Raw genomic sequence first — 14805 nt, 5'->3', positions numbered from 1 at the left:
CCTCGGCCACCGCGGCAACAGCAGTCAGCAGGAGCGCAGATGCATGCCATGATTCATTCGATATACCAGCGCTCCGTGCCTTGGAGCTATCGCCAGTTGCTGCGGGCGTACAAGCCCAATGGGCCGTTGCAGCAGTTGCGCACGCGGCCGGACGCCGAAGATTATTGCCTGGCACCGTTTGACGACAATCGCTGCATTTTCGTGCACATTCCGAAGACGGCGGGAATTTCGCTGTGCACGGCACTTTTCGGCTGCAAGGGCGGTGGGCATTTGACGGCCCGCGCTTACCGGGCATTGTTCGGTGCGCAGACCTTCTCGGATTATTTCAAGTTCACCTTCGTGCGCAATCCATGGGATCGCCTGGTGTCGGCCTATACCTTCTTGTCCCAGGGCGGCGCCAATGAGCGCGACCGGGAATGGGGGCGGCGGGTGCTGGGGCGTTACTCGTCCTTTGACGAATTCGTGATGGATTGGCTGGACCGCCGCAACATCTACACCCAGATCCATTTCGTGCCGCAGTGGGAATTCGTGGTCGGCACCCAGGACAAGATCTGCATGGATTTCGTGGGGCGCTTCGAACGGCTGCCCGAGGATTTTGCCTACGTGACCGAACAGATCGGCCGCTCCTGCCATCTGCCGCAGGTCAACGCCAGCCAGCGCACCGGCTACCGCGACTATTACAGCGACGCCAGCCGCCGGCGCGTGGAGGAAATCTACCAGCGCGATATCGAGCAATTCGGATACTGTTTCTGAGGCCTGTCCATGAAGGTGCTTTACGTTTGCTCGGCGGCCCGTTGTGGCTCGACCTTGACCGACATGTTCCTGGGCGGGCATCCGCAAGCCACGTCGCTGGGCGAAATCAATTTCCTGGCCAAGGCCATCAAGGTGGGCGAGCGCTGCTCCTGCGGCGCGCTGGTGCGCGACTGCCCGCAGTGGGAGGCGGTGTACGGGCGGCTCGGCCGCTGGGGCTTCGACCTGCAGGACCCTTATCGCTTCCGCCTGTGGGATGCGGTGGCCTGGACCTACATCGACAGCGCGCACCAGACCCAGGCTTTCCTGGCCGCCGTCAAGCTGCGCAAGGCCTGGATGGCGGCGCGCGACCTCGTGCCGCCCCCGGCGCGGGCGCTGTGCCCGGTGCCGCCGGCGTACCGTCAGGCGCTGGCCAACAAGATGCGGCTGTATGAGGCGGTGGCGCAGGCCTGGGACAAGCAGCTGGTGATCGACTCGTCGAAGAACGTGCGCGAGGCGGTCGAGCTCTACCAGCGCCATCCCGACACCGTGCGCATCCTGCTGGTGACGCGCGACGGCCGCGGCGTGTACCTGTCGCGCCGCAGCAGCGGGCGCGACCGGGAGGAGAGCGTCAAGGGCTGGCTGAGCTACTACGCGCGTGCGCTGGTGCTGCTGGAGCGGCATGTGCCGCCGGCCGCGCGCATGCAGCTCAAGTACGAGGACATCGCCGGCGACCCCGAGGCCGCCGGCCGTACCCTGTGCGACTTCGTGGGGCTGCAGTTCCAGCCCTCGATGCTGCAGCTCGACGGCGTGGTGCGGCACATGGTCAACGGCAACGCCACGCGCTTCGCGCCGGGCAAGGGCATCGCGCTGGACGAGCGCTGGCGCCGCGACCTGGCGCCGGGCGAGCTTTCCTTCTTCGACGGTCGAGGCGGGCGCATGAACGCCGCGCTGGGTTACCGCTAGTCCATGCTCAAGCTGCTCTACATCACGGAAGACACCTTTCCGCCGTACCGGGTCGACGTGGTCGAGCTGTTCGCCAGGCAGCTGGTGGCGCGGGGCTACACCATCGACTGGGTGATGGACGTGGCCTCGGCCAGCCCGGACATCGGCGCCGAAACGCAGTGGCTCGGCAGCCGGGTGTTCCTGGCGCGCAATGCCGCGGGCGACGGGCTGCTGGGCCGCGTCTCGCGCAACCTCAAGGGCCTGCTCAACGACCTGCGCATCCTGGGGCTGGCGCGGCGCGGCTACCACGTCATCCAGGTGCGCGACAAGTTCTTCGCCGGGCTGGTGGCGGCCTTGGCGGCGCGGCTCACCAAGGCCAAGTTCGTGTTCTGGATGTCCTACCCGCTGGCCGAGTCCAAGCTGCAGCTGGCGCAGAACCCGCGGGCGCGCTACCGCTGGCTGCTGCGCCTGAAGGGCCGGCTGATGCAGGCCACCCTGTACCGCGCCATCCTGCCCGCGGCCGACCATGTGTTCGTGCAGAGCGAGCGCATGCGGCGCGACGTGGCCGCGCGCGGCATCGACCCCGCGCGCCTCTCGCCGGTGCCCATGGGCATCCGGGCCGACAAGGTCGGCGTCCCCACGGACGCCCGCCCGCCCTCGCGCGAGGCGCCGCTGCTGCTGCACCTGGGCATCATCCTGCGCATCCGCAGCCCGGAATTCCTGCTGCGGGTGCTGCAGCTGGTGCGCCAGCGCTACCCGCGCGCCTCGATGGCCTTCGTGGGCGAGGGGCAGACGGCCGCCGACCGCCAGGCCCTGGAAGCGGAGGTCGCCCGGCTGGGGCTGCAGGACGCCGTGACCATCACCGGCTTCCTGCCCATGGAGCAGGCCTGGGAATGGGTGCAGCGCGCCGACGTCTGCATCTCGCCGTTCAAGCCCATTCCGGTGCTCGAATCCACCTCGCCGACCAAGCTCATCGAGTACCTGGCCATGGCCAAGTGCGTGGTGGCCAATGAGCATCCCGAGCAGTCGCTGGTGATGGAAGAGAGCGGCGCGGGCCGCTGCGTGGCCTGGGACGAGGAGGCTTTCGCGGCCGAGATCTGCCGGCTGCTGGACGAGCCGGCCGCCGCCCAGGCCATGGCCGCGCGCGGCCCGGAGTGGGTGCGGCGGCACCGCACCTACGACGTGATCGCGCAGCAGGTGGACGCCGCCTACCGGCGCCTGGTGGGGCAGGGAGCGGCCTGCTGATGGGCGGCGCCAAGCATCACGGCCATGGCCGCTACTCGGCCGCCCGGGTGCGCCGGGCCCTGCTGTACTTCCTGGTCGGCCGCGGCGCCCAGGCCCTGACCTTCCTGCTGCTGACGCTGCTGCTGGTGCGCGTGCTGTCCGCGCGCGACTACGGCGCCTACATGTCGATCTGGGGCATGGTCGAGCTGATGGTGCCGCTGAGCTCCTTCGGCCTGCTCGAAGCCACCCGCCGCTACCTGCCCATGCTGGCGCAGGCGGGCTCGCGCCAGGCAGTGCTGCCGTTCGTGCGCGGCGTGGTGGTGGTGCGCCTGGCGCTGCTGCTGGGCTGGGCGGCGGTGCTGGCGCTGGCCTGGTCGGCCGTGACGCGCTTCCTGGGCGTGGAGGCGCGCGACCTCGGCGGCGGCCTCGCGGCCTTCGGCGCCATCGCCGTCATCTGCAGCGTGCCGGCCTTCCGCTTCGTCAGCGAGATGCTGGAGTCGCTGCTGGAGCAGAAATGGTCGCAGTCGCTGCATGCGGCCATGCCGCTGGTGCGCATCGTCGGCGTGGGCGTGCTGATGGGCTGGGATGCGCTGAGCCTGCCGCACCTGCTGCTGCTCGATGCGGCCATCGCCATGGCGTTTCTCGTGGCCGCGCTGTGGGCGCTCTGGGGCAAGGTGCACGAGATTCCCGAAGGCCCGCCGGCCTCGACCGGCTTCGGCGAGGTGCTGAATTTCGCCTGGCACATGACCGGCGTGAACCTGCTGCAGGCCACGGCCAGCATCGGCGCGCTGCGGCTGCTGGTGGCGCGCTTCCTGGGCCTGGAAGCCGCCGGCATGTTTGCCTTCATCCAGCAGCTGCTGCTGATGGTGGGCCGCTACATGCCGACCCAGGTGCTGGGCAGCATCGTGCGTCCGGTGCTGGCCGCGCGCCATGCCCAGGGTGAGCACGAAACCGTCATTGGCGTGCTGGAGCTGCTGTGGAAGGCCAACCTGATGGTGCTGGTGGTGTGGCTGGCGGCGGTGGGCGTCAGCGGCGAGGCGCTGCTGGCGCATGCCAGCGGCGGCCGCTTCACCGACACGGGCCTGGTGCTGCTGCTGATGCTGCTGGGGCTGGGTGCCACCACGCAGGGCCAGACCATCTCGATGTGCATGCAACTCTATGGTCTGACGCAGCAGCTGCGCGCGCAGAGCCTGCTGTTCCTGCTGGTGCCGCTGGGCGTGGCGCTGGGCAGCCCCTACGGCATGTCCGGTGTGGCTGCCGGCATCGCGATCACGCATGGCATCAAGAACAGCTTCGCGATCTGGTGGCTGCGGCGGCAGGGCATCCGGCTTGCCTATGACCTGCACGCGCTGGGCCGCATCACCGTCGCCATGGCGGTGGCCGTGCTGCTGGCCGCGGCCTTGCATGCCCTGCTGGGGCCCTGGGTGGCCCTGGTGATGCTGGGGCTCTTCACGGCCGGCGCCATGGTGCTGTGCAAGCCGCTGCGCGAGAGCGAGTTCACGATCATGTCGGGCCTGCTCAAGGGGCGGCTGGCGACCTGGCTGCGCGCGCTGGTGTATGTCGATCGCAAGGGGGTGGCATGAAGTCCGAAGCGGGTCCGGTGTTCGTGGTCGGGGTCAACGGGTCGGGCACGACCATGCTGGCCGATGCGCTGGGCAACCATCCCGCCCTGTACATGCTGCCGCGTGAAACCCGGGTGCTGCCCAGCCTGCTGCACAAGTACGGCACGCCCCAGGCGCTGGCGGGCGACGGGTTGAAGGCGCTCGCGCACGAGCTGGGGCGCAGCAAGGCCTTCTGGCGCGAAAACGGGGATCAGCCCGTGCTCATCGGCGACGACGAGCTCGCCGGTGCCGGCCATGCCGCCGAGGCCATGGCCCGGGTCTACCTGCACATGGCCCGGCGCGAGGGCAAGGCACGCTGGGGCGACAAGACGCCGATGTACGTGCAGCACCTGGCGCTGCTGGGCCGGGCCTTTCCGGACGCGCGCTTCGTGCATGTGCTGCGCGACGGCCGCGATTGCGCGCAGTCCTTCCACCGGCGCTGGAGCCTGTCGCCCTTGCGCTCCATCTGGCGCTGGAAGAAGGCGGTGGCCACCGGGCGCGAGCAGGGACGGCAGCTGGGCGCGCGCTATACCGAGGTGAAGTACGAGGACCTCACGGCCGACCCGGAGCGCTGGATGCGGCAGCTGTGCGACTTCCTGGAGCTGCCGTTCTCGGCCGAGGTGCTGAAGTCGCGCATGCGCTACTTCGACCCGAGCTCGGCCCAGGCCGGCACCGGCGCGATGGTGCGCAACTCCGAGCGTTGGCGCACCTACTTCAACAGCGGCACGGTGGCGCAGCTCGAAGCCGTGGCCGGCCGCATGCTGCACGACGCCGGCTACCGGGTGGAACAGCGCGGCGATGCCGACCCGGCGGCCTGGCGGCTCGGCTGCCTGAAGTGGATGGACTGGGCGCGCATGACGCGCATGCACCTGGTGAACACCAAGCGCGCTGCCGGCGTGCGCGCTTTCATGCTGCGCGCCCGGGAAGCGGTGGCGCAGGACCGCGTCAACCGCTATTGAGACTTCCGGGCCGCGCGGCCCCTCCTGGCTGGACCTTGCATGGAGCGTTCATGACACTGCCCAACTTCATCATTGGCGGTACCGAGAAGGCGGGCACCACCTCGGTCTTCACTTACCTGCTGTCCCATCCCCAGGTGTGCGGCTCCAAGGTCAAGGAGACTGATTTCTTCCGCCAGGACGATGGCGCCGATCCGGGGCGCAGCGCCGAGGCCTATGCCGCCTACTTCGCGCACTGCAAGTCGCGCGAGGCGCGCGTGGTGATGGAGGCCTCGCCGGGTTATCTGGGCGAGTCCCGCACCGTGGCGCCGCGCATGCAGGCGCTGTTGAAGGATGAGGTGAAGCTGCTGTTCATCCTGCGCAACCCGGTGGACCGGCTTTATTCCTCCTTCAATTTCCACAAGGCCCGGCTCGAATTGCCGGCCGAATTGAGCTTCGAAGATTATGTGGAGCGCTGCCTGCAGTTTGATCGGGGCGTGCCGGCGGAAAAGCTGGGTATTGGCCGCTGGTTCCTGCAGGTACTGGATTTCGGCCGCTACGCGCCGCACCTGGAACCTTTTTTGGAGCGCTTTCCCGCGGCCCGCATTCGCATCATGTTTTATGAGGAACTGCAGTGCGACGAGCGCGCCTTCATGAAGGAGTTGTGCGTCTTCCTGGGCATCGACGCCGCCTATTTTGACGACTACACCTTCCAGGCTGCCAACGTCACCTTCTCCAGCCGCTTCGAAGGGCTGCACCGGTACGCCTTGAAACTCAACCACATGCTGGAGCCCGTATTGCGGGCCCGGCCCGGCCTGAAACGGGGCCTGGTGGGGTTGTACAAGAAATTCAACCAGGCCCGCCAAGGTTATCCGGCCATGCCGGCGCCCATGCGCGACCAGCTGCAGGCTTATTACGAGCCGAGCATTCGGCAATTGGCCGGCATCGTGGGCGAGGCCGCCGTACCCGGCAGCTGGCAGGCACCGTCGTCGGCTGCGCCGGCCGGTTCGCTCAAAGTGCAGCCTGCGCGCTGACCGAGAATATGGCCATGGATGCCAAGGTTTCGTGAATTCAGGAGTGCGCTATGGAAAAGCTCTACTACTTGTCGCACTACCTTTACCTGAAAAAGATTCCTGTTTTGCCCAAGCTGATCGAATTGATGATTCGGTTCTTCTTCCATGCCTCCATTCCCTACCAGGCCGACATCGGGCCGGGTGTGTCCTTCGGCCACCGCCAGGGAATCATGATGGGGAAGCGGGTGAAAGTGGGCCAGCGCTGCAAGATCCGGCATCAGGTCACCATTGCCGGCGGCAAAGGGGGCGGGGCGGTCATCGGCGATGACGTGCAAATTGGCGCCGGCGCCAAGATCATCGGCGCGATCCGCATCGGCAACCGGGTGCGCATCGGCGCCAATGCGGTGGTCGTCAAGGATGTGCCGGACGACGCCACCGTGGTCGGCATTCCGGCCCGCGTGGTCCGGATCGCCGGCAAGAAGGTGGTGGACGCCAAGGAAGATATTTCGGCGGCGGAATTGGTTTGAAACCCGACCGGGTCTGATTCAACGTCGCTTTCGGTCAGCGGGCCGATGTTGCTGTGCTGGATGGCAACGCAGACGCCGGGCGCATGCAAATTGCCTGTGTGGCTGGATGATGCAGCCAGCTCAGGCCGGCACTCCAGAAGGCATAGTCCTCCCGGTTGCCGATCAAGCCCAGGTCCAGCACGCCGGGGGTTTTGACTGCGGCACGTTGATCGCTGCTCAGGATGCGGACCTGGCGGCCCGATACCGGGTGCCGCAGCCGCGCCTCCTTGCCGGCGTCGTATTCCAGCAATTGCCAGTCGGACTGGGTCAGGTACAGCGGCAGCCAGCCCCAGCTCCAGACGTTCTGCCCGAAACGGGGCACGGGTGACATCACCACCGTCAAATCGGACTGGCAGCCGTTCACCAATTCGGCCAGCTGCTTGTAGAAAAGCACGCTGTTTTGCGGGACCTCGAAATTCTCGATCTGCTTCAGGAAACTCAAGTACGCCCCGGCGGAGCGGGCGCCGTCATGGGTGCCGACGATCAGGGGGCTTTCGGCCCAGGCGGTCAATGGGCGCTGTTTCAGCGAACTGGGAGCGGGAATGCCGAACAACAGCAGGCCGGCCAAAATGCCCAGTGAAAAGGTGACGCCCGTGCGCAGCGTGGAATCCATCAATGCCTGGGGCTGGGAGCGTGACCGGCCTTGAGCGGCCCGCGCCAGCGCCTGGGCCAGCGCGACGACCAGGCACAGAAAGAACGGGATCAGGTATTTGCCGGAGTAGAGATTCTTCAATGGGGCCAGTGTGGGGAGCAGGGCCAGGCCCAGCAGAATCCAAAGTCGCGTCTGCCTTTTGTCCAATAGGCCAGGCCCCGGCTGGTGGCAGGCCCACCACAGCAGCGGCAGCACCACCAGTGCCGGCCCCATGGAAAACAGGATGATTTTCAGGCGGTAGAGCAGATTGACGTCATGCTCGCCCTGGCCATAAAGCCGCAGGATCGCGGCGGCCTCCTGGATGAAATCCGGTTGCCAGGCCAGAAAAGCCAGGGCGACCAGAATGCCGCCGGCGATGAGCAGCAGGGCGCGCCGGATCGGGTTGTGGCTGGTCCAGAAGGCCTGCAGCACGAGGGCGGCAGGGATCATGGCCAGGAAATCCAGCCGGAACAGGCAGCCCAGCCCCGTGGCCATGCCGGCCAGCACCATGGTGAACGCCGGCCTTCGGGAGCTGTCGGCCCGGTGGGCCAGCAGCAGCCCCGCGGTGATGAACGGCAGGGCCAGGGCCGTGGTATTGAAATACAGCGTCGTGACCCAGAGTTCGGTCAGGCACAGCGTCAGTGCCAGGGCCAGGCCGCGGGCATAGGCCACGCCCTTGAAGATCCGGGTGAGCAGCAGATACAGCAGCGCCAGGGCCGCGCCGCCGAAAAGCTGGGCGACATAAGCCAGGGAAAAGGGCCGGTCCAGCAGCGGGTACAGCGCGGACAGCAGCTCGTAGGACAGCGGCTGCCAGTGGTAGCGGTACACGCCGGCGCGTCCCAGGCTGTCGAACTGGCTCATGCCGAACAGCATGGCCAAGCCGTCGCCTTCGAACCCCTGGTGGTCTCCGGACAGCACCGGAAACAGCAGCAGGGCCAGGACGATGACCGGGGTCGCTGCCGACCGGCCGTGTCGGGGCGGGTGTTCCGTGACGCAGGTGCTGCTCATGCCCGGAGCCAATGCAAAGCTCAGGCGCTGAGCCAGATCAGCCCGATGGCAACCAGCACGAACACCCGGCTGACCCAGTCCCGCGCCGCGAACACCACCGGGTCGTCATGCAGGCGGCGCCGGTTCGCCTTCAGCCACAGGCGCAGCAGCCAGAACAGCAGGATCGGGCCCAGGGCCCACAAGTACTGCGGATGCTTGAAACGCTGGGCGGTGAGGGGGTCGTTCAGGTAGAGCAGCAGCACCACCACGGCCAGCTGCCCCGCGGCGGCGCCGGCGGCGATGACGAAGGTCTGGTCACCGATCAGGTAGCCGCGCGAGCGCAAGGCCGCGGTATCGGTGGGCAGCGTCATGGCGATTTCGACGTAGCGCTTGGCAAAGGCCAGGCTGAGAAACAGGAACACCGAGAAACTGAACATCCACAGCGACAGCGGCACGCCCAGCGCCATCGCGCCGGCGACGATGCGCAGGGTATAGAGCAGGGCCAGCACGCACACGTCCACCACCGCCCGCCGTTTGAGCCGCAGCGAATAGGACAGGCTCAATCCCATGTAGACCAGCAGGCACAGCGTGAATCGCCCGGGCAGCAGGCCCAGCGACAGCCCCACCGAACCGATGAACAGGGCGGCGCTCATGCCCAAAGCGCTGGGAATGGAAATCAGCCCGCTGGCAAAAGGACGGTGGCGCTTGCGCACATGGCGCCGGTCCGCCTCCAGGTCCAGCAGGTCGTTGACCACGTAAATGGCGGAGGCCATCAGGGAAAAGGCCAGCATGGCCAGCGGCACGTGCAACAGCGCGGCGGTGCCCAATTGCGAGGCCGACGGCAGGATCGGCAGCAAGGGCAGGGCGATCAACAGATTCTTGAGCCACTGGTGCAGCCGCAGCCCGTACAGCACGTCCATCAGCCGGGCACGCGGCGGGCGGATGACGCAGGTCACGGGCGCCACCGCGCGCGCCGAGGATTCGAGCGCGGCCGAGCGGGTGATGAGCAGCGCTTCCGAGGTTTCACGCCAGATGGGCAAATCCACGGGCTGGTCGCCCACATACGCGAATTGATCGCCATGGGCGCGCGCGTCTTCACGAATGGCGGCCAGCTTGCGCGCGCCGCTCATGTTGCTGTGCCCGTCCGAAGCCAGCACGGCATCGAACAGGCCGAGGTGCTGGGCCACGGCCTGCGCAAATTTCAGGTTGGAGGCCGTGGCCAATACCACGCGCCGGCCTTCGGCGCGCGCCTCGCGAATCAGCTCAAGCACCTCTTCGCGGTAGGGCAGGCTGCTGACGTCGAGCTCCACCCGCTGCGCGATCTCATGCTTGAGCTGCGCCTTGCCCTGCAACAGCCAGCGCGGCAGGTTCAGCAAGGCCAGCGGGTCGCTGCGCACCAGCCGCAACACCGATTCATGCAGCAGGTCGGTGGCGATGAGCGTGCCGTCGAGATCGACGTAAAGCGGCAGGGAAGGCGCTGCGGCCGCCTCCGCGGTATTCATGGCGGATTTAATGGCGGGCTCCTGCACGGACAGGCTGAAACTCGCTGCCGTAAATGTGGCGCGCGATATGGCGCGCGATGAGGGCGTTGTCGTGGCGGGGCTGCCAGCCCAGGGCCAGGGAGCGGTCTATATCGAGCACATGCGGCCAGGTCAGCATCAGCACCTGCTCGCGCGCCAGCAGGCGCCAGCCGCTCAGCGCCGCCAGCCACTGCAGCGGCTTCAGGGGCAGGTGCACGATGCGCGCCGGCGGCGCGCTGATTTCCTGCTGGATCTCCCGCACCCAGTCGTTGATGGACAGCGGCCTGGGCGCGGCGGCGTTGTAGAAGCCGCGCGCGCGTTGCCGCACCACGGTGTCCACCAGCCGTGCCACGTCCTCGACATGCACCATGGCCACGGGATGGTCGGCCCGGCCGGGCACCAGCACCGGCCGGCCGCGGGCGATGGCGCGCACGAAATTGCGGAACAGCCCTTCGCGCCCGGGGCCGCCGATGATGCAAGGGATCACCGTGGCCCAGCGCGCCATGCCCTGTTCCACGAAGCCCTGCGCCGCCAGCTTGGAATGGCTGTAGACGCCCTGACCCTGCATGAGGCTGTCGGTGCCGTACTGCGGCGCGCCGTTTTGCGCGTACATCATGCTGGTGCCGATATTGACGAAATGGGTGTCTTCGTCACGGTAACGGTCCACCAGCCGCTGGGTCGCCTCGATATTGTTGCGCCTGAACCAGCCCACGCGGCCGAGCAGCGGCAAATTCGGGGATACATATTGAACGGCCGCCGCGTGCACCACCGCGTCCACCACGGGCAATTGGCGGGTGAAATGGGCATCCGCCAGGTCGCCGCGCAAATCCATGGGGCCGGCGAGATCGGTGGTCGTGACCTGGTGGCCGACCTCTCGCAACCGGGCGGCGCAATATCCACCCAGAAACCCGTTGGCACCGGTGAGTAGAATGCGCATATTTTCTGCCTCAGCCGCGTGAAAGAATGATGACGCCCACCATGATCACGCCGATACCGATGAGCCGATGCGGCGTCAGGGCCTCGCCCATGAATTGCCAGGCGATGAAGGCATTGACCACGTAACCGATGGACAGCATGGGATAAGCCACCATCACGTCCACCCGCGACAGCGCCGCGATCCAGAGCACCAGGCTGACCACATAACAGGCCATGCCGGCCATGATCCAGGGCTGCGTGCCGACGCTGAGGGCCAGCTCCACGGGGCTGTGGCGGCCATCGAACCCGATGAAACCCAATACCCGGGTGCCGGCTTTCAATGACAGTTGGGCCGCTGCATTGAGAAGGACACCGCAAAGAATCAATGCAAAGGTGCTGAGCTTCATGGTACTTCCGGTGGAAGGAATAGTATGGGCGTGTTTTAGCCCATGCGCAGCTTTGCAAGCCATGTTTACCCTTAATTACGCTCCACGCAAGGGCGGGGGTAATTGGTTAATTTATTTGGCGAGTATTGGTGCCGCGGCGGGATGCGGGCACGCCGAGCAAAAACCTTGACAAGGTGATGCCCAATGAAGTTGGGCCGCTGCCGAATCCACGACAGCGGCCCAGGTTTATTTCCAGCCCCGCGATAAGGTTTTAAGGCCGCGCCCTTCCCAGGGTGGCGGCCGGGGCCGGGATATTTGTCAGTTAATGAAACCGAGTTCGCGCAGCTTGGCGATGACGATGTCGGCGGCCTGCTCGGCGGTGGTGTCGAGCGTGTTGACGCGCAGCTCCGGCGCCTCGGGCGGCTCGTAGGGGCTGTCGATGCCGGTGAAGTTCAGCAGCTCGCCGCGGCGCGCCTTGCGGTAGAGGCCCTTGACGTCGCGCTCCTCGGCCACTTCCAGCGGCGTGTCCACGTGGATCTCGATGAACTCGCCCTCGGCCAGCAGGCTGCGCGCGAGCTCGCGCTCGGCGCGGAAGGGCGAGATGAAGGCCGTCATCACGATCAGGCCGGCGTCGGCCATCAGCCGCGCCACCTCGGCCACGCGGCGGATGTTCTCCACGCGGTCCGCCTCGGTGAAGCCCAGGTCCTTGTTCAGGCCGTGGCGCACGTTGTCGCCGTCGAGCAAGTAGGTGTGGCGCCCCAGGGCGTGCAGCTTCTTCTCCACCAGGTTGGCGATGGTGGACTTGCCCGCGCCCGACAGGCCCGTGAACCACAGCACCGCGGGCTTCTGGCCCTTGGCCAGCGCGCGCGCCTCCTTGTTCACGTCCACCGGCTGCAGGTGGATGTTGTGCGCGCGGCGCAGCGCGAAGTGCAGCATCCCCGCGCCCACCGTGCTGTTGGTCATGCGGTCGATGAGGATGAAACCACCCGTGTCGCGGTTGGCGCCGTAGGCGTCGAAGGGCACCGGGCGGTCCAGCGCCAGGTTGCACACGCCGATCTCGTTGAGCTCCAGCTTCTTGGCCGCCAGGTGCTCCAGCGTGTTGACGTTGACCTTGTACTTGGGCTCGGTGATGGTGGCGCTGACGGTGCTGGTGCCGAGCTTGAGCAGGTAGGGGCGCCCGGGCAGCAGCGGCTCCTCGGTCATCCAGACGATGGTGCACTCGAACTGGTCGGCCACCTCGGCGGGCGCCTCGGCCTTGCAGATCACGTCGCCGCGCGAGATGTCGATCTCGTCGGCCAGCGTCAGCGTGATGGACTGGCCCGCCACCGCCTGCCCCAGGTCGCCGTCGGCGGTGACGATGCGCGCCACGCGGCTCTCGCGGCCCGAAGGCAGCACGCGCACGCGGTCGTCCGGGCGGATCACGCCGCTGGCGATGGTGCCGGCGAAGCCGCGGAAGTCCAGGTTGGGGCGGTTGACCCACTGCACCGGCAGCCGGAAGGCGCCCTGCTGCTGCGCCTGCTCCTCGATCCCCACCGTCTCCAGGTAGCCCATCAGCGTGGGGCCGTGGTACCAGGGCGTGGCGTCGCTGTGCTGCAGCATGTTGTCGCCGCGCAGCGCCGACAGCGGGATGGCGGTGATGTCGGTCAGGCCGATCTGGCGCGCGAAGGCGCGGTACTGCTCCTCGATGTCGCGGAAGGTCTGCTCGGAGTAGCCCACCAGGTCCATCTTGTTGATGGCCAGCACCACCTTCTTGATGCCGATGAGGCTCACCAGGTAGCTGTGGCGCCGGGTCTGCGTGAGCACGCCCTTGCGCGCGTCGATCAGGATCACGGCCACGTCGGCGGTGGAGGCGCCGGTGATCATGTTGCGCGTGTACTGCTCGTGGCCCGGAGTGTCGGCCACGATGAACTTGCGCCGGTCGGTGCTGAAGAAGCGGTAGGCGACGTCGATGGTGATGCCCTGCTCGCGCTCGGCCGCGAGGCCGTCCACCAGCAGCGCGAAGTCGATCTCGCCGCCCTGCGTGCCCCACTTGCGCGAGTCGGCCTCGATGGCGGCGAGCTGGTCCTCGAACAGCATCTTCGATTCGTACAGCAGCCGCCCGATGACGGTGCTCTTGCCGTCATCGACGCTGCCGCAGGTGATGAAGCGCAGCAGGCTCTTGTGCTCGTGCTGCTTGAGGTACTTCTCGATGTCGTCGGCGATGAGGTCGGAAACGTGGGCCATGGTGTGTCCTTATGAGAGTTCGGGGGGCTGGAGCTCGGGTGCGCGCGCAACGGGCGCGGCGCACGGGCTCAGAAGTAGCCCTCCTGCTTCTTCTTCTCCATGGACGCGGCGGCGTCGTGGTCGATCATGCGGCCCTGGCGCTCGGAGGTGCGCGCCAGCAGCATCTCCTGGATGATGGCCGGCAGCGTGTCGGCCTCGGACTCGAAGCCGCCCGTGAGCGGGTAGCAGCCCAGCGTGCGGAAGCGCACCTTGCGCATCATCGGCATCTCGCCGGGGCGCAGCGGGAAGCGCTCGTCGTCCACCATGATCAGCGTGCCGTCGCGCTCCACCACCGGGCGCTCCTTGGCCAGGTACAGCGGCACGATGGGCACGTTCTCCAGGTAGATGTACTGCCAGATGTCGAGCTCGGTCCAGTTCGACAGCGGGAACACACGGATCGACTCGCCCTTGTGCTTGCGCGCGTTGTAGAGCTTCCACAGCTCGGGGCGCTGGTTCTTCGGGTCCCAGCGGTGCTGCGCGGTGCGGAAGCTGAAGATGCGCTCCTTGGCGCGCGATTTCTCCTCGTCGCGGCGCGCGCCGCCGAAGGCCGCGTCGAAGCCGTAATGGTCCAGCGCCTGCTTCAGGCCCTGCGTCTTCCACATGTCGGTGTGGATCTGCGAGCCGTGGTCGAAGGGGTTGATGCCCAGCGCCTTGGCCTCGGGGTTCTGGTAGACGAGCAGCTCCATGCCCAGCTCGCGCGCCATGCGCTCGCGCATGGCGTACATGTCGCGGAACTTCCAGGTGGTGTCCACGTGCAGCAGCGGGAAGGGCGGGGGCGCCGGATAGAAGGCCTTCTTGGCCAGGTGCAGCATCACCGCGCTGTCCTTGCCGATGGAGTACAGCATCACGGGCTTGTCGGCCTCGGCGACCACCTCGCGCATGATGTGGATGCTCTCTGCCTCCAGGCGTTGCAAATGGGTCAGTTTCATGGCGGGCTGCTCTCTCTTGGGGGAGGGGAAAACGGCGGCCGCGGCGCGCGCGGCCGATGAAGTCGGCTTCGAACTCGGAAACGGGGCGGCCGCCGCCGGCGTGGCGGGCCGCCAGGGAGCGGGCGCGCGGGCGGCGGCCTTGGCGGCCGACGCGGGCGCGCT

General features: G+C 67.2%; 13 protein-coding genes. 7 read left to right on the top strand and 6 right to left on the bottom strand.

Going from position 1 to position 14805, the window contains the following annotated elements; genetic code table 11:
* The first annotated feature begins 39 nt into the window (after nt 1–39).
* The 7 genes from HHL10_RS21365 to HHL10_RS21335 are packed head-to-tail and all read left to right on the top strand — an operon-like array spanning nt 40 to nt 6974.
* Nucleotides 40–753, top strand: coding sequence for a sulfotransferase family 2 domain-containing protein (locus tag HHL10_RS21365; protein ID WP_169162425.1), 714 nt, complete (start codon nt 40–42; stop codon nt 751–753).
* 9 nt (nt 754–762) lie between these two features.
* Nucleotides 763–1695 (top strand): sulfotransferase, encoded by a 933-nt coding sequence (locus tag HHL10_RS21360; protein WP_259373280.1) that lies wholly within the window; start codon nt 763–765, stop codon nt 1693–1695.
* Nucleotides 1696–1698: 3 nt separating this feature from the next.
* Nucleotides 1699–2919: a glycosyltransferase gene (locus HHL10_RS21355; RefSeq protein ID WP_169162423.1), complete on the top strand. Its 1221-nt coding sequence runs from the start codon at nt 1699–1701 to the stop codon at nt 2917–2919.
* On the top strand, nt 2919–4481 hold the full coding sequence (locus HHL10_RS21350) for a lipopolysaccharide biosynthesis protein (RefSeq protein ID WP_169162422.1): 1563 nt from the start codon (nt 2919–2921) through the stop codon (nt 4479–4481). The genes HHL10_RS21355 and HHL10_RS21350 overlap by 1 nt, the downstream gene beginning before the upstream one ends.
* Nucleotides 4478–5458 (top strand): sulfotransferase family protein, encoded by a 981-nt coding sequence (locus HHL10_RS21345; RefSeq protein ID WP_169162421.1) that lies wholly within the window; start codon nt 4478–4480, stop codon nt 5456–5458. The genes HHL10_RS21350 and HHL10_RS21345 overlap by 4 nt, the downstream gene beginning before the upstream one ends.
* A gap of 50 nt (nt 5459–5508) precedes the next feature.
* Nucleotides 5509–6468, top strand: a complete 960-nt coding sequence (locus HHL10_RS21340) for a sulfotransferase domain-containing protein (protein ID WP_169162420.1) — start codon at nt 5509–5511, stop codon at nt 6466–6468.
* A gap of 50 nt (nt 6469–6518) precedes the next feature.
* Entirely contained in the window at nt 6519–6974 is a 456-nt protein-coding gene (locus HHL10_RS21335; RefSeq protein WP_169162419.1) for a serine O-acetyltransferase, read from the top strand.
* A 34-nt stretch (nt 6975–7008) separates the two neighbouring features.
* Here HHL10_RS21335 and HHL10_RS21330 read toward each other — a convergent pair whose 3' ends face one another.
* The 6 genes from HHL10_RS21330 to cysD form a co-directional block, all read right to left on the bottom strand.
* Complete coding sequence (locus HHL10_RS21330; protein ID WP_169162418.1) at nt 7009–8652, bottom strand: glycosyltransferase family 39 protein; 1644 nt, start codon at nt 8650–8652, stop codon at nt 7009–7011.
* Nucleotides 8653–8672: 20 nt separating this feature from the next.
* Nucleotides 8673–10133, bottom strand: coding sequence for a UbiA family prenyltransferase (locus HHL10_RS21325; RefSeq protein WP_169162417.1), 1461 nt, complete (start codon nt 10131–10133; stop codon nt 8673–8675).
* Between the two features lie 7 nt (nt 10134–10140).
* Nucleotides 10141–11088: an NAD-dependent epimerase/dehydratase family protein gene (locus HHL10_RS21320; protein ID WP_169162416.1), complete on the bottom strand. Its 948-nt coding sequence runs from the start codon at nt 11086–11088 to the stop codon at nt 10141–10143.
* Between the two features lie 10 nt (nt 11089–11098).
* Nucleotides 11099–11473: an SMR family transporter gene (locus HHL10_RS21315; protein WP_169162415.1), complete on the bottom strand. Its 375-nt coding sequence runs from the start codon at nt 11471–11473 to the stop codon at nt 11099–11101.
* Nucleotides 11474–11770: 297 nt separating this feature from the next.
* Entirely contained in the window at nt 11771–13675 is a 1905-nt protein-coding gene (gene cysN / locus HHL10_RS21310) for a sulfate adenylyltransferase subunit CysN (protein ID WP_169162414.1), read from the bottom strand.
* Nucleotides 13676–13743: 68 nt separating this feature from the next.
* Nucleotides 13744–14643: a sulfate adenylyltransferase subunit CysD gene (cysD, locus tag HHL10_RS30680; protein WP_235971705.1), complete on the bottom strand. Its 900-nt coding sequence runs from the start codon at nt 14641–14643 to the stop codon at nt 13744–13746.
* Between the last annotated feature and the right edge of the window lie 162 nt (nt 14644–14805).

The sequence above is a fragment of the Azohydromonas caseinilytica genome (genome assembly GCF_012927045.1).
Classification (GTDB): Bacteria; Pseudomonadota; Gammaproteobacteria; order Burkholderiales; family Burkholderiaceae_C; genus Azohydromonas; species Azohydromonas caseinilytica.
The sequence above is the reverse complement of the archived record's forward strand: the minus strand, read 5'-3'. Positions and strand labels throughout refer to the sequence as shown.

What these genes read in the sequence shown, in the direction of transcription:
- HHL10_RS21340 (WP_169162420.1), top strand. Translation starts at nt 5,509, where the DNA reads ATGACACTGCCCAACTTCATCATTGGCGGTACCGAGAAGGCGGGCACC.
- cysN (WP_169162414.1), bottom strand. Translation starts at nt 13,675, where the DNA reads ATGGCCCACGTTTCCGACCTCATCGCCGACGACATCGAGAAGTACCTC.
- HHL10_RS21345 (WP_169162421.1), top strand. Translation starts at nt 4,478, where the DNA reads ATGAAGTCCGAAGCGGGTCCGGTGTTCGTGGTCGGGGTCAACGGGTCG.
- HHL10_RS21335 (WP_169162419.1), top strand. Translation starts at nt 6,519, where the DNA reads ATGGAAAAGCTCTACTACTTGTCGCACTACCTTTACCTGAAAAAGATT.
- HHL10_RS21330 (WP_169162418.1), bottom strand. Translation starts at nt 8,652, where the DNA reads ATGAGCAGCACCTGCGTCACGGAACACCCGCCCCGACACGGCCGGTCG.
- HHL10_RS21350 (WP_169162422.1), top strand. Translation starts at nt 2,919, where the DNA reads ATGGGCGGCGCCAAGCATCACGGCCATGGCCGCTACTCGGCCGCCCGG.
- cysD (WP_235971705.1), bottom strand. Translation starts at nt 14,643, where the DNA reads ATGAAACTGACCCATTTGCAACGCCTGGAGGCAGAGAGCATCCACATC.
- HHL10_RS21320 (WP_169162416.1), bottom strand. Translation starts at nt 11,088, where the DNA reads ATGCGCATTCTACTCACCGGTGCCAACGGGTTTCTGGGTGGATATTGC.
- HHL10_RS21325 (WP_169162417.1), bottom strand. Translation starts at nt 10,133, where the DNA reads ATGAATACCGCGGAGGCGGCCGCAGCGCCTTCCCTGCCGCTTTACGTC.
- HHL10_RS21365 (WP_169162425.1), top strand. Translation starts at nt 40, where the DNA reads ATGCATGCCATGATTCATTCGATATACCAGCGCTCCGTGCCTTGGAGC.
- HHL10_RS21355 (WP_169162423.1), top strand. Translation starts at nt 1,699, where the DNA reads ATGCTCAAGCTGCTCTACATCACGGAAGACACCTTTCCGCCGTACCGG.
- HHL10_RS21360 (WP_259373280.1), top strand. Translation starts at nt 763, where the DNA reads ATGAAGGTGCTTTACGTTTGCTCGGCGGCCCGTTGTGGCTCGACCTTG.
- HHL10_RS21315 (WP_169162415.1), bottom strand. Translation starts at nt 11,473, where the DNA reads ATGAAGCTCAGCACCTTTGCATTGATTCTTTGCGGTGTCCTTCTCAAT.